This window comes from Aureimonas sp. Leaf427 (assembly GCF_001425485.1).
Lineage (GTDB): Bacteria > Pseudomonadota > Alphaproteobacteria > Rhizobiales > Rhizobiaceae > Plantimonas.
Genome location: NZ_LMQW01000007.1, coordinates 1 through 21,653, shown reverse-complemented (window position 1 = coordinate 21,653; position 21,653 = coordinate 1). Strand labels below are relative to the sequence as shown.

General features: G+C 66.3%; 19 protein-coding genes and 1 pseudogene. 9 read left to right on the top strand and 11 right to left on the bottom strand.

Going from position 1 to position 21,653, the window contains the following annotated elements; genetic code table 11:
* Positions 1–221: 221 nt before the first annotated feature.
* From acnA to ASG62_RS06360, 3 genes are all read left to right on the top strand, one after another.
* Entirely contained in the window at positions 222–2,978 is a 2,757-nt protein-coding gene (gene acnA, locus ASG62_RS06370; protein ID WP_056695381.1) for an aconitate hydratase AcnA, read from the top strand.
* Between the two features lie 254 nt (positions 2,979–3,232).
* The gene (locus tag ASG62_RS06365) at positions 3,233–4,003 is read left to right on the top strand and encodes a DUF1223 domain-containing protein (protein ID WP_056695379.1); all 771 of its coding nucleotides are present in this window, start codon (positions 3,233–3,235) and stop codon (positions 4,001–4,003) included.
* Positions 4,004–4,325: 322 nt separating this feature from the next.
* Positions 4,326–4,736 (top strand): DUF2794 domain-containing protein, encoded by a 411-nt coding sequence (locus ASG62_RS06360; RefSeq protein ID WP_056695378.1) that lies wholly within the window; start codon positions 4,326–4,328, stop codon positions 4,734–4,736.
* A 53-nt stretch (positions 4,737–4,789) separates the two neighbouring features.
* Here ASG62_RS06360 and ASG62_RS06355 read toward each other — a convergent pair whose 3' ends face one another.
* Together ASG62_RS06355 and ASG62_RS06350 are read right to left on the bottom strand one after the other, a co-directional pair.
* A complete protein-coding gene (locus ASG62_RS06355; protein WP_056695377.1) occupies positions 4,790–5,404 on the bottom strand; it encodes a Uma2 family endonuclease in 615 nt (204 codons plus the stop codon).
* Positions 5,405–5,683: 279 nt separating this feature from the next.
* Positions 5,684–6,373, bottom strand: coding sequence for a helix-turn-helix transcriptional regulator (locus ASG62_RS06350; RefSeq protein ID WP_056695375.1), 690 nt, complete (start codon positions 6,371–6,373; stop codon positions 5,684–5,686).
* Between the two features lie 162 nt (positions 6,374–6,535).
* Here ASG62_RS06350 and ASG62_RS06345 point away from each other — a divergent pair, with 162 nt between their 5' ends.
* Entirely contained in the window at positions 6,536–7,009 is a 474-nt protein-coding gene (locus tag ASG62_RS06345; protein ID WP_056695372.1) for a RidA family protein, read from the top strand.
* 135 nt (positions 7,010–7,144) lie between these two features.
* On the opposite strand, the gene ASG62_RS06340 is transcribed toward ASG62_RS06345, so the two are convergent.
* Positions 7,145–7,708 (bottom strand): GNAT family N-acetyltransferase, encoded by a 564-nt coding sequence (locus tag ASG62_RS06340; protein ID WP_056695370.1) that lies wholly within the window; start codon positions 7,706–7,708, stop codon positions 7,145–7,147.
* Positions 7,709–8,017: 309 nt separating this feature from the next.
* Between ASG62_RS06340 and ASG62_RS06335 the strand changes: the two genes are divergently transcribed.
* Positions 8,018–9,049, top strand: a complete 1,032-nt coding sequence (locus ASG62_RS06335) for an aspartate-semialdehyde dehydrogenase (RefSeq protein ID WP_056695368.1) — start codon at positions 8,018–8,020, stop codon at positions 9,047–9,049.
* Positions 9,050–9,237: 188 nt separating this feature from the next.
* Here the strand turns inward: ASG62_RS06335 and ASG62_RS06330 are convergent, their stop codons facing one another.
* The gene (locus ASG62_RS06330; protein ID WP_156381988.1) at positions 9,238–10,440 is read right to left on the bottom strand and encodes a sensor domain-containing diguanylate cyclase; all 1,203 of its coding nucleotides are present in this window, start codon (positions 10,438–10,440) and stop codon (positions 9,238–9,240) included.
* Positions 10,441–10,712: 272 nt separating this feature from the next.
* Between ASG62_RS06330 and ASG62_RS06325 the strand changes: the two genes are divergently transcribed.
* Both ASG62_RS06325 and ASG62_RS06320 read left to right on the top strand, forming a co-directional pair.
* Positions 10,713–11,372, top strand: coding sequence for an OmpA family protein (locus ASG62_RS06325; protein WP_056695364.1), 660 nt, complete (start codon positions 10,713–10,715; stop codon positions 11,370–11,372).
* Positions 11,373–11,488: 116 nt separating this feature from the next.
* Positions 11,489–11,938, top strand: a complete 450-nt coding sequence (locus tag ASG62_RS06320) for an ester cyclase (protein WP_056695362.1) — start codon at positions 11,489–11,491, stop codon at positions 11,936–11,938.
* 498 nt (positions 11,939–12,436) lie between these two features.
* Here ASG62_RS06320 and cysN read toward each other — a convergent pair whose 3' ends face one another.
* From cysN to ASG62_RS06290, 6 genes are all read right to left on the bottom strand, one after another.
* Positions 12,437–14,077, bottom strand: a complete 1,641-nt coding sequence (gene cysN / locus ASG62_RS06315; protein WP_056695360.1) for a sulfate adenylyltransferase subunit CysN — start codon at positions 14,075–14,077, stop codon at positions 12,437–12,439.
* A 1-nt stretch (position 14,078) separates the two neighbouring features.
* Positions 14,079–14,972, bottom strand: a complete 894-nt coding sequence (gene cysD / locus ASG62_RS06310; protein WP_244487601.1) for a sulfate adenylyltransferase subunit CysD — start codon at positions 14,970–14,972, stop codon at positions 14,079–14,081.
* A 5-nt stretch (positions 14,973–14,977) separates the two neighbouring features.
* The gene (locus tag ASG62_RS06305; protein WP_056695356.1) at positions 14,978–15,802 is read right to left on the bottom strand and encodes a phosphoadenylyl-sulfate reductase; all 825 of its coding nucleotides are present in this window, start codon (positions 15,800–15,802) and stop codon (positions 14,978–14,980) included.
* 229 nt (positions 15,803–16,031) lie between these two features.
* The gene (locus tag ASG62_RS06300) at positions 16,032–16,541 is read right to left on the bottom strand and encodes a DUF934 domain-containing protein (RefSeq protein ID WP_056695354.1); all 510 of its coding nucleotides are present in this window, start codon (positions 16,539–16,541) and stop codon (positions 16,032–16,034) included.
* Positions 16,538–18,235, bottom strand: a complete 1,698-nt coding sequence (locus ASG62_RS06295; protein ID WP_056695351.1) for a nitrite/sulfite reductase — start codon at positions 18,233–18,235, stop codon at positions 16,538–16,540. The genes ASG62_RS06300 and ASG62_RS06295 overlap by 4 nt, the downstream gene beginning before the upstream one ends.
* 105 nt (positions 18,236–18,340) lie before the next feature.
* Positions 18,341–18,709 (bottom strand): DUF2849 domain-containing protein, encoded by a 369-nt coding sequence (locus ASG62_RS06290; RefSeq protein ID WP_056695350.1) that lies wholly within the window; start codon positions 18,707–18,709, stop codon positions 18,341–18,343.
* Positions 18,710–19,082: 373 nt separating this feature from the next.
* Here ASG62_RS06290 and ASG62_RS06285 point away from each other — a divergent pair, with 373 nt between their 5' ends.
* Both ASG62_RS06285 and ASG62_RS06280 read left to right on the top strand, forming a co-directional pair.
* Entirely contained in the window at positions 19,083–19,886 is an 804-nt protein-coding gene (locus tag ASG62_RS06285) for a flagellin (protein ID WP_057180332.1), read from the top strand.
* Positions 19,887–20,313: 427 nt separating this feature from the next.
* Positions 20,314–21,123: a flagellin gene (locus tag ASG62_RS06280; protein ID WP_057180329.1), complete on the top strand. Its 810-nt coding sequence runs from the start codon at positions 20,314–20,316 to the stop codon at positions 21,121–21,123.
* Between the two features lie 431 nt (positions 21,124–21,554).
* Here the strand turns inward: ASG62_RS06280 and ASG62_RS26250 are convergent.
* A pseudogene (locus ASG62_RS26250) lies at positions 21,555–21,653 on the bottom strand (IS481 family transposase); the annotation flags it as partial.

The window sequence follows — 21,653 nt, the reverse complement described above, 5'->3', positions numbered from 1 at the left end:
CTTTATAGGCGTTACAAACTTGCCTATAAGGACCGCGGCCACGCCAGCGACCGGGGTGGAGTGAAATCAGCGCCGACCCCATGAACCCTCGCCCGGCACCGGCGGGGATCGGGGCGGACGGGCGGAAATGGTCGTACCCGCATCTTTCGGGCGCGTTCGCGCTAGAGAGTTTCGTTCGCCTTTGGGGATCGACGGCAAGGTCCGAGAAGGAACCATCCTCCGTGTCCCATCCAGACAGCTTCAAGAGCCGCAAGACCCTCGACGTCGGTGGCAAGCAGTACGTCTATTTCGACCTGAAGGAGGCCGAGAAGAACGGCCTTCCCGGCGCTTCGCGCCTTCCGTTCTCGATGAAGGTGCTCCTCGAGAATCTCCTGCGCAACGAGGACGGACGCACGGTCACGGCGGACGACATCCGCGCCTGCGTCGCCTGGACCGAAGATCGCGGCAAGGCCGGCCACGAGATCGCCTATCGTCCCGCCCGCGTGCTGATGCAGGACTTCACCGGCGTTCCCGCCGTCGTCGACCTCGCCGCGATGCGCGATGCGACGACCAGCCTCGGCGCCGACCCCAAGAAGATCAATCCGCTCGTCCCCGTCGATCTCGTCATCGACCACTCCGTCATGGTCGACTTCTTCGGCCAGGCCGACTCGTTCAAGAAGAACGTCGACGTCGAGTACGACCGCAACGGCGAGCGCTACACCTTCCTGCGCTGGGGCTCGGAAGCCTTCCAGAACTTCCGCGTCGTGCCGCCCGGCACCGGCATCTGCCACCAGGTGAACCTGGAATATCTCGCGCAGACGGTCTGGACGAAGGAAGAGAACGGCGAGACGATCGCCTATCCCGACACGCTGGTCGGCACCGACTCGCACACGACCATGGTCAACGGCCTCTCGGTCCTCGGCTGGGGCGTCGGCGGCATCGAGGCCGAGGCGGCCATGCTCGGCCAGCCCGTCTCCATGCTGATCCCCGAGGTCGTCGGCTTCCGCCTGTCCGGCAAGATGCCCGAGGGCACGACCGCGACCGATCTCGTGCTCACCGTCACGCAGATGCTGCGCAAGAAGGGCGTCGTCGGCAAGTTCGTCGAGTTCTACGGCCCCGGCCTCTCCAACCTCACCCTTGAGGACCAGGCGACCATCGCCAACATGGCCCCCGAATACGGCGCCACCTGCGGCTTCTTCCCGGTCGACAACGACACGCTGGCCTTCCTGGAAGTCACCGGCCGCGCCAAGGACCGGATCGCGCTCGTCGAGGCCTATTCCAAGGCGCAAGGCATGTTCCGCGAAGAGGGCATGGAAGACCCCGTCTTCACCGACACGCTCGAGCTCGACATCGCCACCGTCGTCCCCTCGCTCGCCGGTCCCAAGCGCCCGCAGGACCGCGTCGCGCTGACCGACGTCGCATCCGACTTCACCCGCGTCCTTCCCGAGCTGCAGGGCGGCCGCAAGAAGTCCTCCGCCCCCTCGTCCGAGGGTGACGCGCGCTTCCTCGCCGAGGGCGCGGGACAGGCCGGCCAGACGCCGGAGACCGCCCGCCGCTACGACGTCGAGGGCGCCAAGCACGGCATCGCGGACGGCGACGTCGTCATCGCGGCCATCACCTCCTGCACCAACACGTCCAATCCGAACGTGCTCGTGGCGGCCGGCCTCGTCGCCCGCAAGGCGCATGCGCTGGGCCTTCGTCCCAAGCCCTGGGTCAAGACCTCGCTCGCGCCCGGCTCCCAGGTCGTGACCGAATATCTCGAGAAGGCCGGCCTTCAGGCCGATCTCGACGCGATGGGCTTCAATCTCGTCGGCTACGGCTGCACGACCTGCATCGGCAATTCCGGCCCGCTGCCGGAGGCGATCTCCGAGGCGATCACCGCCAACGACCTCGTCGCCTGCTCGGTCCTGTCGGGCAACCGCAACTTCGAAGGCCGCGTGAACCCGGACGTGCGGGCGAACTATCTCGCCTCGCCGCCGCTCGTCGTGGCCTATGCCATCGCCGGCTCGCTCTTCGTGGACATCACCAAGGAGCCGCTCGGCATCGGCAGCGACGGTCGCGACGTCTATCTGCGCGACATCTGGCCGACGACGCAGGAGATCGCCGAGATCGTGCGCAAGAGCGTCACGCGCGACCTCTTCGAGCGCCGCTACTCCGACGTCTTCCGCGGCGACGAGCACTGGCAGAAGATCGACGTTTCGGGCGGCCTCACCTACGACTGGGACGACCGCTCGACCTACGTGCAGAACCCGCCCTATTTCGAGGGCATGACGATGGAGCCGAAACCCGTCACCGACATCCACGGTGCGCGCGTCCTGTCCATCTTCCTCGACTCGATCACCACCGACCACATCTCCCCGGCCGGCTCGATCAAGTCGAACGGCCCGGCCGGCGACTATCTCGTCAGCCACCAGGTCCGCCCCGTGGACTTCAACTCCTACGGCGCGCGCCGCGGCAACCACGAAGTCATGATGCGCGGCACCTTCGCCAACATCCGCATCAAGAACCAGATGGTGCCCGGCGTCGAAGGCGGCATCACCAAGCACTATCCCTCGGGCGAGCAGCTGCCGATCTACACCGCGGCGATGAAGTACAAGGACGAGGGCGTGCCGCTCGTCGTCTTCGCGGGCAAGGAATACGGCACCGGCTCCTCGCGCGACTGGGCGGCCAAGGGCACCGTGCTTCTCGGCGTGCGCGCCGTCATCGCGCAGTCCTTCGAGCGCATCCACCGCTCCAACCTCGTCGGCATGGGCGTCGTGCCCTTCCTCTTCGAGGAGGGCACCTCCTGGCAGACGCTGGAGCTGAAGGGCGACGAGACGGTCACGATCGAGGGCCTGACCACGATCCAGCCGCGCCAGAAGATGGAGGCGGTCATCACCCGCGCCAATGGCGAGGTCGTGAAGGTCCCGCTCCTCTGCCGCATCGATACGCTGGACGAGCTGGAATACTTCAAGGCCGGCGGCATCCTGCACTACGTGCTGCGCAAGCTCGCCGCCTGATCGCGGCTTCGACATCGGGAACCGGCCGGGGCATGTCCCCGGCCGGTTGCGTTTCGGGCCGAAGTTCCACAGAAGGAGCCTCGTTCGGCGCAACCTTCGCGCGGCTTTCAAGGGGAAGTGACTGGTTGTTGTGGCCGCGCCTCTCTAGCGTCCGGGCTCATTCGCTCAGCCGAAGCGGTGGGGGGACGGCGTGCACCGACGCGCGCCACCCCGCGGCGCCCGGCGATGCCGCGATCCGTTCGAGGGCACCCGTCGTGACCGACCTTCATCCGGCCCTCCTGGTCGCGACCGCGTTCATCGCGATCCTCGCCGCTCGCCCGGTCGTGGCGAGCGAGGAGCGCAGCGTGACGAGCCGCGACGTGACCGGCGTCGTCGAGCTCTTCACCAGCCAGGGCTGCTCCTCCTGCCCGACCGCCGACAAGCTGCTGACCCGCCTCTCCGAGGATTCCCGCCTCGTCGCGCTCGCCTATCACGTCGACTACTGGGACTATATCGGCTGGCAGGACACGCATGGCTCGCGCGAGAACACCGAGCGCCAACGCGCCTATGCCAAGGCGCTGGGCAAGGGCGGCATCTACACGCCGCAAATGGTGGTGAACGGGCGGCGCGGCGCCATCGGCTCGCGCGAGGACGACATCCGCAAGGCGCTGGCCGAGACGAGCCTCCAGCCCTCGCCGGCGCTGCTGACGCTCTCGGTCGACGGAAAACGCCTGCGCGTCGGCGTCGAGAACGGCTCGGGCGGCCCCGGCTCCACGACGGTCCTCATGCTCGTGACCTTCACCGAGACGACCGAGACGCCCGTCGAGCGTGGCGAGAACAAGGGCCTCACCCTCATCGACAGCCATGCCGTGCGCGACTGGCGCATCCTCGGCATGGGCTCGGACAAGCCGATGGAGACCGAAATTCCCCTGGCGGCGCTGAAGCCCGATCCCGCCACGAAGATCGGCTGCGCGGCGATCCTCCAGAGCGTCACCGAAGGCGGCCAGCCCGGCCCGATCCTCGCCGCCGCCGCGATCGAATTCTGAGGCGCTTCCCGGTTTCACAACCGAAGAGGCGAAGCCAAACGGTCGGTTGCAGCCCATCCGGCAGGCCCTGACCCGTCGAAACCTCCGAAGGTCACGCCGTCCCGAAAGACGCACGGAAGACGCTCCGATGTCCTGACGAGTTAGCCCTTCGCCCGGCCTGTCGCCAAGCTGGACGCATCTTCGAACGCACGGCCTGCGCTTGAAAAGCTTTTGCCGCCTCCCCTAATTCATGAGACGCTTGGGGTCGGGCCGTCGAAGGACAGCCGCAAAACAAGCCCGGCGCGCCCTTCGGATGGCGCGAACTCGAGAGTGGCGAGGTCTCATGGAACTGGCGGAGAGTGGCGGAGAGCGTGGCGAAGGCGCCAAGGTCATCGATTTTCCCTCCGCCCGACATCCGCCAGCCCCCGCCCCCTCGTCCGCCGCCGCGCACGGCATCGTCGCCTTCGACCGGCGCGAGTTGAACGAGATCCTCAACATCTACGGCCGCATGGTCGCGGCCGGCGAATGGCGGGACTATGCGATCGACATGCTGAAGGACCGCGCGGTCTTCTCGATCTTCCGCCGCACCAGCGAAATGCCGCTCTTCCGCGTCGAGAAGACCCCCCGCCTCGCCCGCCGCCAAGGCGCCTTCTCCGTCACCGCCGCCGGCGGCCTCGTGATGAAGCGCGGGCACGAACTCGGGCAGGTGCTGAAGGTCTTCGACAAGGCGCTGCGCTCGGTCGAGGAGCGGTAGAACAGACGCCATCGACCCGCCTCGGCGCGGCCATGTCGTCGCTCGATCCGAGATCAGCGCATTTTCGGATTGCTGTCTGCTTCGATCAACTTCAAGCGCGGCCGATGGCGAGGTGCGAGTGTGTCGTAGACATCGCGCAACGAGAGAACCGACCCGATCTCAGGCAGAACGATCTCATCCTCGAGGTCCTCGTACTTCTCCGCCTTCCATAGCCCTTTCCCGTCCCGTCTGTAGAGCTTTACTGAAACGACGCCGGGTTCGACGAACATGATGAGCTGAATGGTCCGGTGCCGCTGGTACTCGTCGAGCTTGTCGGTCGTATCGACCTGACTCGTTCCGGGCGACGAGACTTCGACCACCAGAGTTGGGTTGGCGGCAACCGTCGCGTTGGGATCGGAAGGCCCGCAGTCGACGACCACGTCAGGAAACCGTATTCCGTCCGTGCCCGTCTGCACGGCCGTGTCGCTGGAAGTGGTTCGACAGCCGCCGGCTTTGGCCTGTGGCCCCACGGACATGACGATATTGCTGACGACGACGTTGTGTCCCTGCTTGGCTCCCGCCATCATCTCGACGACGTACCCGTCGACAAGTTCGAAGCGCCCGTCCTGGTCGAAAACCCAGTCGAGAAACTCTTCGGCCGATACACGCGCCTGTTCAGGAACTTCCATAGGGTACTCCGCTGTCCGCGAGCGTACCACACGCCACCGATCTCACTCCAGCCTGCAACCTCGAACGTCGATTCGGCGGCGCCTGCCATCTGACGGCGAGCCCACTTTGCAGGCCAACTCGCCGATCGGCATGATCGCATCGCATGGTCGCGACATTTGGTGTTCCATAGCGAACATAGATGATCGCAAGTGCTTGCTTGAGAAGCTTCGTCATCGCGCCCGTGTGCTCCGCATCTCGAAGTACAAACGACGATGGCCTCGGAGGTCGCTCTCCGGCTCTCAAGACGGCGAGCATTCGTTCGTCATCAGCTCGTCCAGGAGCGCGCCGTTTCGAGCGTCGAAGCGGCCGCCCACAGCCTGCGGGTCCTCGATGCGGTCGGTTCGGAAGAAGCGGTAGCTCGCCCGCAGCTCGCACCAGCAACCCAGAAGCGTGACGCGGGAGAAGAAGAGGAGCGCCAGGGGCCAGACGACGCGGGTCGTGACGGCGCCGCTCGCATCCGCATAGCCGATGCGAAGCCTCGCGCGCTCGCGCACCGCCTGCCGGAGCGTGGCCATGTAGGGGCCGAAGGCCGCGTCGTCGTCGGCTCTCGAGGGCACCAGAAGCGCCGAGCGCTCCATCGCGACCGCGAGAGGCGGCGGAAGAACGGCCGAGACCTTGGCCAGGACGTCGTCGGCGGCCCGCGCGAGCCTGGCATCGCCCCGGTCCCGCGCGAGGCGGGCGCCGAGCACGATGGCCTCGATCTCCTCGACCGTGAACATGAGCGGCGGCAGATCGTAGCCGGGCCGCAGGACGTAGCCGATGCCGGCCTCGCCTTCGATGGGCACCAGCGACGCCTGAAGGTCGAGCACGTCGCGGTAGATGGTGCGTCGGGAGACCTCCAGCTCGTCGGCGAGCGCCTGGGCCGTCATCGGCCCGCGCCGGCGGCGCAGAGCCTGAACGATCTGAAGGAGCCGGTCCGCACGCCGCATCTGTCTTTCGTCCCGTCCGAGCGAACACTGCTGACACCACGGTGGCCACAGGGCTTCGTTAGGTACCTCCCGACGCGCCGCGGCGGAAGATCGATCCCGAGAGACTTTCCGCGAGGCCATCGTCACCCGCAACCGGCAAAGCCAAGAGGCAGGAAAAGACTCATGTCACGCGCACTGAGGCATCTGACTGCCAGAGGATTGATCTTCATGACCCTCATGCCCGCCATCGCGACAGCGAACGAGCCGACCATCCGCAATCCGCCGGGCCTCTTCGACCCGACCGCCTTCGGCTACAGCCAAGCCGTCATCGCGCCCGCCGGAGGCCGGCTCGCCTTCATATCCGGCCAAGGCGGAGCGGACGGCCAAGGAGCGCTGTCGCCCGACTTCGCAGCCCAGGTGAAGCAGGCCTACGCCAACCTTCGCACCGCCCTCGACGCCGTCGGCGCAAAGCCGAACCAGGTCGTCAAGCTCACGATCTTCGTGGTCGATCACGACCCGTCCAAGCTCGGCGTCCTGACGAGCCAGGTGATCGAAACCTTCGGCGAGGCACGGCCGGCCCAGACCCTGGTGCCCGTCCCCCGGCTGGCGCTCGACGGCATGCTGTTCGAAGTCGAGGCCGTGGCGGTGGTGGAATAGAACGGACGAAACGGAAGGCCGTCCTGCCGCTCCAGGTTTCCCGGCTTTCGGTGGACCCGTTCCCCCGTGGCCATGGCGCCTCCGCCGCAAGGCGCGGCAGTCCGTCGGCCGTTCGGCGGGCGAACGCCGCCCCCTTCACCCCTTGAACATCGTCCCCGGATAGGCCGCCTCGTCCGGCGGGGTCTCTCCGCTCTCACCGAGCGGAAGCTGCATGAAGACCGTGTCGATCCATTTTCCGTGCTTGAAGCCGGAATTCTGGAAGATGCCGATCGTGCGGAAGCCCGCGCGCTCGTGGAGGCGGATCGAGGGGGCGTGGTCGGAGCCGCCGATGACGGCGATCATCTGGCGGAAGCCGAGCTCCTCCGATAGCTCGACGAGGCGCAGGAGCAGCGCTCGGCCGACGCCGTAGCCCTGCGCGTCCGGGGCCAGATAGACCGAATCCTCCACCGACCAGCGATAGGCCGGCCGCGCGCGGAAGGGGCCGGCATAGGCATAGCCGAGGATGGTGCCCGAGCCGTCCTCGGAGACGATGTAGGGATAGCCCTCCCCGGTCAGCGCCAGAAAGCGCCGCTCCATCTCCGCCTCGTCGGGCGGCGCCAGCTCGTAGCTCGCCGTGCCGTGGAGAACGGCATGGCGGTAGATGGCGGTGATGGCGGGAATGTCCGCGAGCGTTGCGTCGCGAAGGGCATGGGCGCTCATGAGGGTCCTGTCGGTGCGGCACGGCCTCAGCCGGGTGGAACGAGCCGGACGGGGACGGGCGATCTGTCCCACCTCTCGCAAATGTCGGGGCGGAAGGAAAGCGCCTCCGAGCCGTTCGATCCGCTGGGCGGCCTCGGCCGCAAAACCGGAGAAGGAGGGAATTGACTTTACGCCACCATGCGCGCATGAGCCCTTGCCATGCACCGCTTCGCCAAAACCACGATCATTATCTGACGTCTCCTGCCCCGTTTCTCTCCCCGGGGTGGGTGGGAAGCGTTCGGGCTCGATCGGGAGAGCGGAGTTCGGATCATGGGTTACAAGGTCGCCGTCGTCGGTGCCACCGGCAATGTCGGACGCGAGATGCTCTCCATTCTCGACGAGCGCGGCTTTCCCGCCGACGAAGTCGTGGCGCTCGCCTCCCGCCGCAGCCTCAACACGGAAGTCTCCTACGGCGACAAGACGCTGAAGACGCAGGTTCTGGACACCTACGACTTCACCGGCACCGACATCTGCCTCATGTCGGCCGGCGGCGACGTCTCGAAGATCTGGTCCCCGAAGATCGGCGCGACGGGCTGCGTCGTCATCGATAACTCCTCGGCCTTCCGCTACGACCCCGACGTGCCGCTGATCGTGCCGGAGGTGAACGCCGACGCCGTCACCGGCTTCACGCGCAAGAACATCATCGCGAACCCGAACTGCTCGACCGCGCAGCTCGTCGTGGCCCTCAAGCCGCTGCACGACCACGCCACGATCAAGCGCGTCGTCGTCTCGACCTATCAGTCGGTGTCGGGCGCCGGCAAGGAGGGCATGGACGAGCTCTTCAAGCAGTCGCGCGCCGTCTTCGTCGCCGATCCGATCGAGCGCAAGAAGTTCACCAAGCGCATCGCCTTCAACGTCATCCCCCATATCGACGTCTTCATGGAGGACGGCTCGACGAAGGAGGAGTGGAAGGTCATGGTCGAGACCAAGAAGATGCTCGACCCGAAGATCAAGGTGACCTGCACGGCCGTGCGCGTCCCCGTCTTCATCGGCCATTCGGAAGCGGTGAACATCGAGTTCGAGAACCCGATCACCGCCGACGAGGCGCGCGCCATCCTGCGCGAGGCGCCGGGCTGCCTCGTCGTCGACACCCACGAGGACGGCGGCTACACGACGCCCTACGAGTCCGCCGGCGAGGACGCGACCTTCATCTCCCGCATCCGCGAGGACCAGACGCTGGAAAACGGCCTCAACATCTGGGTCGTCGCCGACAACCTGCGCAAGGGCGCCGCGCTGAACGCGGTTCAGATCGCCGAGCTTCTCGTCAACCGCGGGCTCCTGCGGGCGCAGAAGGCCGCCTGAAACCGACGCAAACCGCAGGGAGCGGCCCCGGTCGCTCCCTGCCAGAGTTTGTCAGGGATCAGTGGGAACCGGTTATCCCGAAAAGACAAACGACAACAAAGGAATCGAGAGTCCGTCTGGTTCAGCATGAACCTGACGGACTCTAGCTCCTTACGCCGTAAGTGTTTCGGCCGGCGCGCCGCTCGGGCCTAGACCGAGGCGGCCTCCAGGGGCGGCTCCGCCTTCAGCGCATCGGCCATGGCCCATTGGTTTCGCCCGCGTCGCTTCGCGCGATAGAGCGCCTCGTCGGAGGTGGCCAGAAGCAGCGCCGGCGAACTGACGCGCGGATGATCGACCCAGGCGAGCCCGACGCTGGCCGTGACGATGCCGAGGCCGTCGGAGCGCCCGGGATGCGGGATGGCGAGCGCGCGGATGCGCTCCACGAGGTCTCCCGCGAGCCGCGCGGCCTCCAGCTGGCTGAGCCCCTGCACCAGGAACGTGAACTCCTCGCCGCCGAAACGGGCGGCGATGCAGCCGGAGGCCTGCGCGAGGTCCTGCAGGCTCCGCCCGATCGCGCGCAGGCATTCGTCCCCCTGGGGATGGCCGAGGCGGTCGTTGTAGAGCTTGAAGAAATCGACGTCGATCATCAGCATGGCGAGTTGACGGTCCTCGGCGAACCAGCGCTCCGACGTGAGGTCCAAGACGCGGCGGTTCGGCAGGCCCGTGAGGGCATCGACATGGGACAGATGCTTGAACGCGTCGCTGCGGGCCTCCGCGCCCACGACCTCCCGGCGCACGTCCAGCTCTCGAAGAAAGGACCGGCAGCGCAGGCTCTCGGTCCGGCCATTGGCATAGAGCGTGAGCACGCAGCCCGTGCCGAACTGCAGGAGGAAGGCGAGGACGACATCCTCCGACAGGCCCGGCTTGGTCGAGACCACGCCGGCCACGCCGACAAAAGCCAGGAGCGTGAAGCCCGCCGCATGCACGAAGCGCAGGGGCAGCGACATGCAGGCGAAGACGAGGGTCAGCGTGAACTCGGCGAAGGCGAAGGGCGAGTTGGGGTCGGTGGACGTCCAGAACACGGCGAGAGGAAGGAAGAAGGCGTTGAGAACCGCGATGACCAGGAGGCGTTCGCGGGCGGGTCCGCCAAGACGGGGGAGAAGGACGAGGAAGAGCAACGAGGCGGGCGTCACCACGACGAGCCGGAGCATCGCCGAAATCTCGAAGACGTCCCGCAGCAGAAGCGCGCCCGTGAACGTGTGGATGTTGTAGAGGACGAGGCCGACGACGAGCGAATGCTGGATCGACAAGCACCGCTCATCGTGGTGCTCGGCCTCGTAGAGAGCCTCCAGCTCCGGCGTCAGCCGGAGCCGCATATCGAACAGGGGATGGGCAGGCACATGTCCTGGCATGATCCTCGTCGCCTGGATTGGCGCGAATCCGGTACGGATGCGCGTAAGTGGCCCGGCGGCCGCGAAGCGGATGAAGGCCTGCTCGATCGAGCGGCCTGCTCCGCAGCGAGGCTCGTGCAGGTCTTCGTCGAAAAGACGATAGCCGGGCAACGTTGAGGAAGCGTCAAACTTGGATCGCAATGGTGGGGGAAGGCGGGGACGGGCTTCTTCAGCCTTCGTCAACCATCCTTCGGCAGGGTTCCGCCAACCGCTGCCACTATCCGGACCCTGCCATGACGCGCCTCATTCCCGCATTCGTCGCCGCGACCCTGCTCCTCTCGGGCTGCACGACCAATCCCTATACCGGCGAGAGCCAGCTTTCGAACACGGTCGGCGGGGCGGGCATCGGCGCCGGCGTCGGCGCGCTCGGCGGCTATGTGATCGGCCGGGCGACGGGCGTCGACGCGGGCAGAGCGGCGCTGATCGGCGCGGGCATCGGCGGCATCGGCGGCGCGGGCATCGGCGCCTACATGGACAACCAGGAGGCCGAGCTTCGCCGCCAGCTCCAGGGCACGGGCGTCTCGGTGACGCGCGTCGGCGACCGCATCGTCCTGAACATGCCCTCCAACATCACCTTCCCGTCCGATGGCGACACGATCCGCTCGCAGTTCTATCCCGTCCTGAACTCGGTCGCGATCGTGCTGGCGAAATACGACAAGTCCGCCGTGGATGTCGGCGGCCACACCGACAGTCAGGGCTCCGACAACTACAATTACGATCTCTCTCAGCGCCGCGCCGAGAGCGTCGCCGACTATCTCGCCAGCCAGCGCATCGACGGCCGGCGCCTCAACGTGCGCGGCTACGGCGAATCCCAGCCGATCGCCGACAACGCGACGGACTACGGCCGCGCCCAGAACCGCCGCGTCGAAGTGTCGATCTCGCCCTACTCGTGACCCGGACACCCGGACCCGCCCGTCGCACGGCGCATGCCGCCAGGCATGCGTGGCGGCGGGTGGCCGGTGCCGGATAGCGTCCACGCGACGATCCAGCGGCTGATCGAACGGACACCATGAACCAGAGCGAACTCGCCGCTTTCTACCGCGCCTATATCGACTGCCTGAACCGGCGCGACTGGGATTTGCTCGGCCGCTTCGTCCATCCCGACGTCTCGCACAACGGTCGTCGGATCGGCCTTGCCGGCTACCGGACGATGCTCGAACGCGATCACCACGAGATTCCGGACCTGCGCTTCTCCATCGAGATCCTGGCCGTCGATCCGCCGCGCGTCGCCAGCCGTCTCGCCTTCGACTGCACGCCCGTCGGCACCTTCCTCGGCCTTCCCGTCGACGGACGGCGCATCCGCTTCGCCGAAAACGTCTTCTACGAACTGCGCGAGGGGACCATCGTCGACGTCCGCTCGATCCTCGACAAGGCTGCGATCGAGTTGCAGCTGGCAACGACCGCCCCTCCGGGGGCGGCCGAGCCCATCCCAGGCGAAACCGAGACGCTTCGCCGTTAAAGCTGTCAGGAATCAGCGGAAACCGGTCGTCCCGAACGGGAGCCTGCCTGGTTCGGAATGGACCTGACGGGCCCTAGAGCATCGGACGGTAAATAGGACCCAGTTCTGCTGGCCCCCTATCGGCCAAGGTCAAGGTGGGTGGCAAGGCCGTAGCGGGGCTACGGCCGCAGACGCNCCCGCGCGTAAAGCCGCTTTGGCCGAGTTCGGCGAGCCTTCGCCGGCTATATCGATTAGAGCATCGGACGGTAAATAGGACCCAGTTCTGCTGGCCCCCTATCGGCCAAGGTCAAGGTGGGTGGCAAGGCCGTAGCGGGGCTACGGCCGCAGACGCACGCTGCTGGAATTGGCCGATAGGGGGCCAGCCCTTCGGGTTTGCCGTGGCCGTCCGCCCACTTTGTCGGCTCGCTAGGCCGTGGCCCCGCCACGGCCGTCGCAACCCTTCGCGTGGATCGGGCGGACACGGCAAACAGAACTGGGTCCTATTTGCCGTCCGATGCTCTAGATCCCCGACCCGTCCCCGACCACGGTCGGATCGGCCGGCTCGTCCGGGTAGCGCTCGGTGCGGTCCACCGTCTGGCGGAGGAACGGCCGGAAGAGGAAATCGACGACGCCGAGGAGAAGCGCGGCGAAGACGCCGAGCCCGAGCAGGAAGGCGATCAGCGCCGTCAGAACCGAGGCGAGCGCGCGGAAGCGCAGGACGCCGGACTTGCGCTCGGGCCGGCGCATCGTATCGGCACCGAACCAGAGCGCGCGGGCCCGGTCGAGGCCCGTGGCACTGGAGGCGGGCTGGCCGGCGGCACCCGGCGCCGGGACGACGCCCGTCGTCTCGCGCACGAGGCCGAGCGCGACCGTCTCGTTCGACAGCTGGTCGATCAGGATGAAGGCGCCGAGTTCGCGGTTCTGCGTGTAGGGCAGCGCGACAGGCGGGCGGTCGAAGGCGACCGTGACGCGGCCGATCTCGTTCATCAGGAGCGCGTCCGCCGGACGGGGCTGATAGGTGTGGATGTCGATCGCGTGGTCGAGCGTCCGGACGCTCGCCGGCGTCTGCGCCGAGCCGAGCTTGGCGATGAGCCGCGCGCCGGGGATCAGCGGACGGTCCACCATCCAGAGGATCTCGGCCTTCACGGTCTTCTCCGCCGCGACGCTGTCGCCCGGCTTCACGATCACGTCGCCGCGCGAGACGTCGACCTCGTCGGTCAAGGTCAGCGTCACCGCCTCGCCGGCCCCGGCCGACTCCACCTCGCCGGACGGCCCGTAGACCGCCTTGACGCGGGTCTGGCGGCCGGCGGGCAGCACGGTCACGCTGTCGCCGCGCCGCACCGAGCCGCCCGCGATCTCGCCGCAATAGCCGCGGAAGTCGAGGTTCGGCCGGTTGACCCACTGCACGGGCAGACGGAAGGGCTGGTCGCCTTCCAGAAGCGTCGAGGGGGTCGCGGTCTCCAGCCGCTCCAGCAGCGTCTCGCCCTTGTACCAGGGCGTGTGCGGCGAACGGGTCGTAATGTTGTCGCCGTTCTTGGCCGACAGCGGAATGTAGGAGACGTCGGTGAAGGCAAGCTGCGGCAGGATCTCCTTGTAGCCCGCGACGATCCCGTCGAAGACCGCCTGATCGAAATCGACCAGATCCATCTTGTTGATCGCCACGATCACCGACTTGATGCCGACCATCGAGGTGATGAACGAGTGCCGGCGCGTCTGCTGCAGAATGCCCTTGCGCGCGTCGACCAGGATCACGGCAAGCTCGGCCTGGGAGGCGCCGGTCGCCATGTTGCGCGTGTACTGCTCGTGGCCGGGCGTGTCGGCGATGATGAAGGCCCGCTTCGGCGTCGAGAAGTAGCGATAGGCGACGTCGATCGTGATGCCCTGCTCGCGCTCGGCCGAAAGCCCATCCACGAGAAGCGCGAAGTCGAGATCCTCGCCCGTCGTGCCGAACTTCTTGGAGTCGCGCTTCAGCGCCTCCAGCTGGTCGTCGAAGACCGCGTTCGCGTCGTAGAGAAGGCGCCCGATCAGCGTCGACTTGCCGTCGTCCACCGAGCCGCAGGTGATGAAGCGCAGGAGCGAGGTGGCGGCGGCCGGAACGGCGAGGGGAGCGGCGGCGGCGACGGCCGGGGCGTCGGATTCGAGAGCGAAAGCGGCGGTCATCTCAGAAATAGCCTTCCTGCTTCTTCTCTTCCATCGAGGCGCCGCCATCCTTGTCGATGACGCGCCCCTCGCGCTCGGAGGAGCGGCTGCCGCGCATCTCGGCGATGATCTCGGGCAGCGTGGCGGCGGTGGATTCGACCGCCCCGGTCAGCGGATAGTCGCCGAGCGTGCGGAAGCGCACGACCCGGTCCTCCACGACCTCGCCGGGAAGAAGCTGCATGCGCTCGTCGTCGCGCATGATGAGCGTGCCGTCCCGCGTGACGACGGGACGGGCCTTGGCGAAGTAGAGCGGCACGACGTCGATGCCCTCCAGCGCGATGTAGTCCCAGACGTCCGCCTCGGTCCAATTGGACAAGGGAAAGACGCGAAAGCTCTCGCCGATGCGCTTCCTCGTGTTGAACAGGCGCCAGGGCTCGGGGCGCTGGTTCTTGGCGTCCCAGCGATGCTCGGCCGAGCGCAGCGAGAAGACGCGCTCCTTGGCGCGGCTCTTCTCCTCGTCGCGCCGCGCGCCGCCGAAGGCGGCGTCGAACTTGTGCTTCTCCAGCGCCTGCTTCAGCCCTTCCGTCTTCATCACGTCGGTATGGACGCGCGAACCGGAGGAGAAGGGATTGATGCCCCGCGCGACGCCGTCCTGGTTGACGTGGACGATGAGATCGATGCCGAGCTTTGCCGGCAGCGCGTCCCGGTGCTCGTACATCTCGCGGAACTTCCAGGTCGTGTCGACATGCAGCAGGGGAAACGGCAGCTTGCCCGGCGCGAAGGCCTTCAGCGCCAGATGCAGCATCACGGCCGAATCCTTGCCGATCGAATAGAGCATCACCGGATTTTCGGCGGTCGCGGCGACCTCGCGGATGATGAAGATCGACTCGGCCTCGAGCCGCTGCAGATGGGTCATGTGCTTCAAGCTGCGGGTCCTTTCGGGACGCTCTCGCCGGCGTTCAGCCGCTCGAAGGCGGCGTCGCCATGTTGTGTGCCGGAAACGACGTCCTTGGCGCGCACCACGCGCCCGTCGGCTTCGACGTGGAGGCCGCATTCGCGCATCGTCTCCTCCTCCCACCACCAGCGCCCCGCGCGCTCGGGCTCGCCGGGCTTCAGCGCCCGCGTGCAGGGCGCGCAGCCGATTGAGAGGAAGTTGTGGGCGTGGAGCGGATTGACGGGAACGTGGCTCTCCTCGGTGAAAAGGCGGATTTCCTCGCGCGTCCAGTCGAAGAGCGGATTGGCCTTGATGAGACCGCGCGCGGCGTCGAAGCCGACGAACTCCATCGTCTCGCGATTGGCCGACTGGTCGCGGCGAAGGCCCGTGACCCAGCCGGCGGCGCCGGCCAGCGCCCGGCCGAGCGGCTCGACCTTGCGCACGCCGCAGCAGGCCTTGCGAAACTCCGGCGCATAATAGAACGCGTCGATGCCCTGATCGTTGACGAGCTCTTCGAGCGCCTCGGCCTTCGGATACATCGCCTTGATCCGCTTGCCGTATTTCTCTTCCGTCTCGCGCCAGAGCGTGTAGCTTTCGGGAAAGAGACGCCCCGTGTCCAGCGTCTTCACCTCGATGGCGAGCTTCTGGGAGAAGATCAGATGCGTCAGCATCTGGTCCTCGATCCCGAGACTCGTCGTGAACACGGTCTTGCCCGGCACGCGAGCGGCGAGCAGCGCCAGACGCTCGGCGGGTGCCAGCGTGCGGAAGGCCACGTCGAGCTCGGCGGCCAAGGTCTGAAGCGTCTCGGTCATGGTCTGGACCTCGCCTTCGAGGGGTGAAGTGATGATGAGGGCTGCGGGAGGCACCCCCCCTCTGACTGCCGGACATCTCCCCCGCAAGGAGGGAGATCAGCAGCTTTGCGGACGGATCAGGATCTGGAGATGCCGGCAACGAGACTGATCTCTCCCCTTGCGGGGGAGATGCCGGCAGTCAGAGGGGGGTACCTCCTGCCGACCGGTCCGTCTCACGTGCGCAGCGTCCCTACCCCGCCCGTGCCTTCAACCGCTTCTGCAGAATGCTCTCCCCCTCGCCGTAACCCGACTGGTACTGGCCGTGGACGATCTCCTTGGCCACCATCCATTGCGGCAGCGGCTGGCGCGCCGCCATTTGGTCGGGCAGCAGCACCTCGTCGAACCCACAGGCGAGCGCCTCGGCGAACTGGTCGGCGATCAGCGGCCCGGCGGCGCGCAGCGTGCCCGTAAAACCCTTGCGGCGGATGCGCTTGGCGAGCGACAGGCCGCGCCCGTCCGAGAAGGACGGAAAGGCGATCGAGATCAGCTCGACCGAATCGAAATAGGGGCTGATCGCCTGGACCGGCGTGTCGTTGGCGACGGAGAGGCCGAGCGGCGTGTTGCGACGGTCGTCGATCGCCTGATCGATGACCGTCAGCGGCACCAGAACGGGTCCCGAGACCAGCGACAGATCGGCGACGTCCTCGACGGCGACGAAGGCGTCGGCCTTCTCGCCGGCATCGGTGACGAGCAGCGTCATGCCGTCTCTCCCACGGGCTGAGCCGAGCCGGTCTTTTCGGCGACATAGGCCGTAAAACCCGCCTTGAAGGGCTCGAGCCCCGCGCGGCGCACCGTCTGGATAAACTCCTCGCCGGTCTGGCGCTCCTTCAGATAGACGCCGACGATCGCCTCGATCGCGCCGGGCACGTCCTCTCCGTCGATGCCGGGGCCGAGCCGCTCGCCGAGCGCCGCATGTTCCGTCGCATCGCCCCCGACCGTGATCTGGTAGTTCTCGACGCCGGACTTCTCCAGCCCGAGAATGCCGATATGGCCGACATGGTGATGGCCGCAGGCATTGATGCAGCCGGAAATCTTAATCTGCAGCGGGCCGATCTCGCGCTGGCGCGCCTCGTCGCCGAAGGTGTTGGAGATTTCCTGCGCGATCGGGATCGAGCGGGCGGTGGCCAGCGCGCAATAGTCGAGGCCGGGGCAGGCGATGATGTCGGTGACGAGCCCGGCATTGGCGGTGGCGAGGCCTGCCGCCTTCAGAGCCTCGAACACGGCCGGCACGTCGTCCTGCTTCACATAGGGAAGGACGAGGTTCTGCGAATGCGTGACGCGGAACTCGTCGGCCGAATAACGCTCGGCGATATCGGCGAAAGCGCGCATCTCCTCCGCGCTCATGTCGCCGGGAATGCCGCCGATCGGCTTCAGCGAGACGGTCAGCGCGATATAGCCGGGCACCTTGTGGGGAAAGCCGTTCTGCTCGACGAACCGGTCGAGCGCGGGATCGGCGGCGCGGGCCGCGGCCAGCTTTTCCGAGACCGCCGGCAGCGTCTCGTAGCCCGGTCCCGCGAAATAGGTCGCGATGCGCTCCAGCTCTTCCGGCGGCGCGTTGATCGTCGGCCCGTTCAGCGCGGCATATTCGGCCTCGACGCGGCGGATGAACTCCTCCGTGCCGACCTCGTGGACGAGGATCTTGACGCGCGCCTTGTACTTGTTGTCGCGCCGGCCTTCCGCGTTGTAGACGCGCATGACGGCTTCGAGATAGGCGAGCAGCTCGTCCTTGGGCAGGAAGTCGCGCACGATCTTGCCGACCATCGGCGTGCGCCCGAGTCCGCCGCCGACGACGACCTCGTAGCCGATCTGGCCGGAAGCACCGCGTTTCACCTTCAGCCCGATATCGTGGACGAGGATCGCCGCCCGGTCGTGCTCCGCGCCCGTCACTGCGATCTTGAACTTGCGCGGCAGCCAGGAAAACTCGGGATGGAGGCTCGACCACTGGCGGATCAGCTCCGCCGTCGGCCGGGGGTCCTCGACCTCGTCCGCAGCGACCCCCGAGAACTGGTCGGCCGTCACGTTGCGGATGCAATTGCCGGAGGTCTGGATGCAGTGCATCTCGACATCGGCCAGAAGGTCCAGGATGTCGGGCACGTCCTTCAGCTTCGGCCAGTTGTACTGGAGGTTCTGCCGCGTCGTGAAATGCGCGTAGCCCCGGTCGTACTTTTCCGCGATATGCGCGAGCGTGCGCATCTGCCGGGCGCTCAGCGTGCCGTAGGGCACCGCGACGCGCAGCATATAGGCGTGGAGCTGGAGATAGAGCCCGTTCTTCAGGCGCAGCGGCTTGAACTCGTCGTCGGACAGCGACCCGTCGAGCCGCCGCTCCACCTGATGGCGGAACTGGGCGACGCGGTCACGCACGAACTCTTCGTCGAACTCATCGTAGCGATACATGGCGCAAGTGCCTTTCGAACGTCGCCGGCCTCCTCGATACTGGGGCGGGCCGCTTCATGCGATCAGAGGGCGGGCGATCGACGCCCGCAATAGAAGACCAGGCGATCAGCGCCCGTAATCGTTGTGGAACTCGGCTTCCTTGCCGTAGGCGGGATGGACCGAGGGACCGCGCTGGCGGATCAGCTCGCGAAAGTGCCGCGCCGCCGCCAGCCCGTTCGGCAGGATCTCGACGGGCACGAGATAGGCGTCCACCACCTCGTTCGCCTTCACCGCCACGCCCGCGCGCGCCTCGAGATCCGCCGCCACCTCGGCCTCGTGGGCGACGAGCGCCTCTGCCGGATCGCGCGTCCAGCCGTCCGCGGTGAGGAAGACGACGTCGCCTTCCAAAAGGTTGTTCGCCGCGAGCATGACGGGCAGCTGCGGCCCCTTGCTCTTCGGCGATGCCTTCGGCCCGGCTTTCGCGTCCTTCGCCATGTCGGCCTGCCCCTTCCCTACGCATGAAACCCCGGCGGCGGCCCGACGAGGTTCTGTCACCATTCTAAATAGACGCACGCGGGCAAAGTTGCGGCGTCGAGAATTCCCGATTGCGCCCCTTCCGGAGAAGATTTTGCCCGAAAGGCCGGAAAACATGCCCTTTTCCGGCACTTCCTGCACAAACATGAATGCCATCTCGAAAATTCGAACCCACGAAGTATAGATCGAAAAACCATACAGCAGAGCGACTCGACGAAAGCGGCAGTTGTTTAAAATTGGAAGCATTTCGGCATGACGGCTTTATCACGCGGCGCAGTATTCATTTCCTCGAAGCAAGCAACACCGCTCTTCACAACAAACGGGGAAAAGAACAATGGTCTCGATCAACACCACTTACAACGGCGTCGCAGTTGCAGCTCTCCGCCGCGTCAATTCCGACCTGCAGACGACCCAGAACCGCATCGCCACCGGCTACCGCGTCAACTCCGCCAAGGACGATCCGTCGGTCTGGGCCGCGGCGTCTACGCTGCGCTCCGACGCGGCCGGCTCGGAAACCCTGAAGAGCCGGATGACGACCGCCAAGGCCCAGGCCGATGCCGGCATCGCCGCCATCGACGGCGTCAGCGAAGTCCTCCAGAAGGTCTCCGACATCGTGGTCGCCGCCAAGGCCGCCGGCTCCGCATCGACGCAGCAGATCGCCGACGTCGCCAAGCTGGGGGCTCAGATCACGGCTCTCGTCGCTAGTTCGGCCTTGAACGGAAAGAATGTCCTCGTCACCGGCAACGACCTCAGCGCGTCGGGTGTGGTCGCAGCCGGAGCCACGGTCGGCGCCCTCGGCTACACCAGCGCGACGTTCGTATCCGGCACGAATGTGGCTGCCGTGTTGGCCGCAAACGACTCTGCCAAGGTTCTTGCGCTGGACATCTCGGCGGCTCAAACCGAAATTTCGACCGTCTCCACCGCGCTCGGTGCCTTCTCGAGCGGAGCGGACACCCTCCTGAGCTTTTCCGAAAAGCTGACCGACATCCGCAACTCCGCCATCAGCGGCATGGTGGACGCCGATCTCGAAAAGGAATCGGCCAAGCTCCAGGCGCTCCAGGTTCGCCAGCAGCTCGCCTATCAGGCGATCTCGATGAGCAACAACTCCACGCAGAACATCCTGCGCCTCTTCCAGTAAACCGACCGGGCGACAATAGCAGGTTCGCCAGCAGCTCGCCTATCAGGCGATCTCGATGAGCAACAACTCCACGCAGAACATCCTGCGCCTCTTCCAGTAAACCGACCGGGCGACAATAGCGTCTCCCCGTCGCGACGATCGCTCGCGGTTTACTGAGGCTCTCGGCGCGCAAGCGCCGGGGGCTTTTCGTATTTCTACGACAACAGCCATCGAGACGAAAGTCAGGAATCACCCGACAAGGCACACCCAGGCTCGGACGAGGCATCTTAGAAGTATAATTATTATATTTATACAAAATTATCTATCAGAAAAATGCATATCGCTCAAATTTTAGCTTCTGCAATGCGGATAAATTACAGAACAACGTAGTATTCATTTCCTCGAAGCAAGCAACACTGCTCTTCACAAACAAACGGGGAAAAGAACAATGGTCTCGATCAACACCACCTACAACGGCATCGCAGTTGCAGCTCTCCGCCGCGTCAATTCCGACCTGCAGACGACGCAGAGCCGCATCGCCACCGGCTACCGCGTGAACTCCGCCAAGGACGATCCGTCGGTTTGGGCCGCGGCGTCCACGCTGCGCTCGGACGCCGCGGCTTCGGACAACCTGAAGAACACGCTGACCACTGCCAAGGCCCAGGCCGACGCCGGCATCGCCGCCATCGACGGCGTCAGCGAGGTTCTCCAGAAGGTGTCCGACATCGTCGTGGCCGCCAATGCGGCGGGCGCGGCCACTGCCCAGCAGGTGGCCGACGTCGGCGTCTACATCACACAGATCACTGCTCTCGTCGCAGGCGCCTCGCTGAACGGCAAGAACGTGCTCGTAACGGCCAACAACCTCAGCGCGTCCACGGTCGTCGTCAACGGCGCAACGGTCGGCGCCCTCGCCTATACCAGCGCGTCGCTGGTGGCTCAGACGAACATAGCTCTCGTCATGGGCGCCACGGACGCGACCAAGGTTCTGGCGCTGAACGGCAAGATTGCCCTGGCCCAGGGCGAGGCATCCGCGACCGCCAGCGCGCTCGGATCGTTCTCCAGCGGCGCGGAAACGATGCTGAGCTTTTCCGAAAAGCTGACCGACATCCGCAACTCCGCCATCAGCGGCATGGTGGACGCCGATCTCGAAAAGGAATCGGCCAAGCTGCAGGCTCTGCAGGTTCGCCAGCAGCTCGCCTATCAGGCGATCTCGATGAGCAACAACTCCACGCAGAACATCCTGCGCCTCTTCCAGTAAACCGACCGGGCGACAATAGCGTCTCCCCGTCGCGACGATCGCTCGCGGTTTACTGAGGCCCTCGGCGCGAAAGCGCCGGGGGCTCACGGCGTTGATCGGGCAAATCCGCCGATGCGTAAAATTCGACGGAAATCCGCCAGGCTTCCTTCAGCGGGCGACGGCTAGGGTCATGACATCGAAGGCCGTGAGCAGACGGCCCGGCAGGCCGGCGGAACGCCGGAACAGGACGACGTCAGACGCCGGCGCGCGAGCCCGGCACCTTTGGAAAAGGACCGATCCCATGTCGAACGCCCGCACCTTCGCCGCCGTCTCCTCGAACGTTCTGGGCGCCGTCCGCCTGCCCGCGACGCCCGCACCGAGCGCCAAGGCGAACGCCATCCTCGCCCTCTTCCGCTAAGCCCTGACGCAAACGCGCGCCCGGCAACGGCCGGCTAGATGTTTGGTCCCGGAATTTGGTGGTGTGGATCGATGGTGAACCTGGCCGGCTCTTCCGTCCAGGCTTTGCAGATCGCCTCGTACGGCGTGAGGCC

Coding starts and splice junctions, on each gene's coding strand:
- ASG62_RS06285 (WP_057180332.1), top strand. CDS start 19,083: ATGGTCTCGATCAACACCACTTACAACGGCGTCGCAGTTGCAGCTCTC.
- ASG62_RS06290 (WP_056695350.1), bottom strand. CDS start 18,709: ATGGCGAAGGACGCGAAAGCCGGGCCGAAGGCATCGCCGAAGAGCAAG.
- ASG62_RS06320 (WP_056695362.1), top strand. CDS start 11,489: ATGAACCAGAGCGAACTCGCCGCTTTCTACCGCGCCTATATCGACTGC.
- ASG62_RS06305 (WP_056695356.1), bottom strand. CDS start 15,802: ATGACCGAGACGCTTCAGACCTTGGCCGCCGAGCTCGACGTGGCCTTC.
- ASG62_RS06355 (WP_056695377.1), bottom strand. CDS start 5,404: ATGGAAGTTCCTGAACAGGCGCGTGTATCGGCCGAAGAGTTTCTCGAC.
- ASG62_RS06340 (WP_056695370.1), bottom strand. CDS start 7,708: ATGAGCGCCCATGCCCTTCGCGACGCAACGCTCGCGGACATTCCCGCC.
- cysN (WP_056695360.1), bottom strand. CDS start 14,077: ATGACCGCCGCTTTCGCTCTCGAATCCGACGCCCCGGCCGTCGCCGCC.
- ASG62_RS06350 (WP_056695375.1), bottom strand. CDS start 6,373: ATGCGGCGTGCGGACCGGCTCCTTCAGATCGTTCAGGCTCTGCGCCGC.
- ASG62_RS06360 (WP_056695378.1), top strand. CDS start 4,326: ATGGAACTGGCGGAGAGTGGCGGAGAGCGTGGCGAAGGCGCCAAGGTC.
- ASG62_RS06295 (WP_056695351.1), bottom strand. CDS start 18,235: ATGTATCGCTACGATGAGTTCGACGAAGAGTTCGTGCGTGACCGCGTC.
- ASG62_RS06345 (WP_056695372.1), top strand. CDS start 6,536: ATGTCACGCGCACTGAGGCATCTGACTGCCAGAGGATTGATCTTCATG.
- ASG62_RS06300 (WP_056695354.1), bottom strand. CDS start 16,541: ATGACGCTGCTCGTCACCGATGCCGGCGAGAAGGCCGACGCCTTCGTC.
- cysD (WP_244487601.1), bottom strand. CDS start 14,972: ATGACCCATCTGCAGCGGCTCGAGGCCGAGTCGATCTTCATCATCCGC.
- ASG62_RS06330 (WP_156381988.1), bottom strand. CDS start 10,440: ATGCCAGGACATGTGCCTGCCCATCCCCTGTTCGATATGCGGCTCCGG.
- ASG62_RS06335 (WP_056695368.1), top strand. CDS start 8,018: ATGGGTTACAAGGTCGCCGTCGTCGGTGCCACCGGCAATGTCGGACGC.
- ASG62_RS06280 (WP_057180329.1), top strand. CDS start 20,314: ATGGTCTCGATCAACACCACCTACAACGGCATCGCAGTTGCAGCTCTC.
- ASG62_RS06325 (WP_056695364.1), top strand. CDS start 10,713: ATGACGCGCCTCATTCCCGCATTCGTCGCCGCGACCCTGCTCCTCTCG.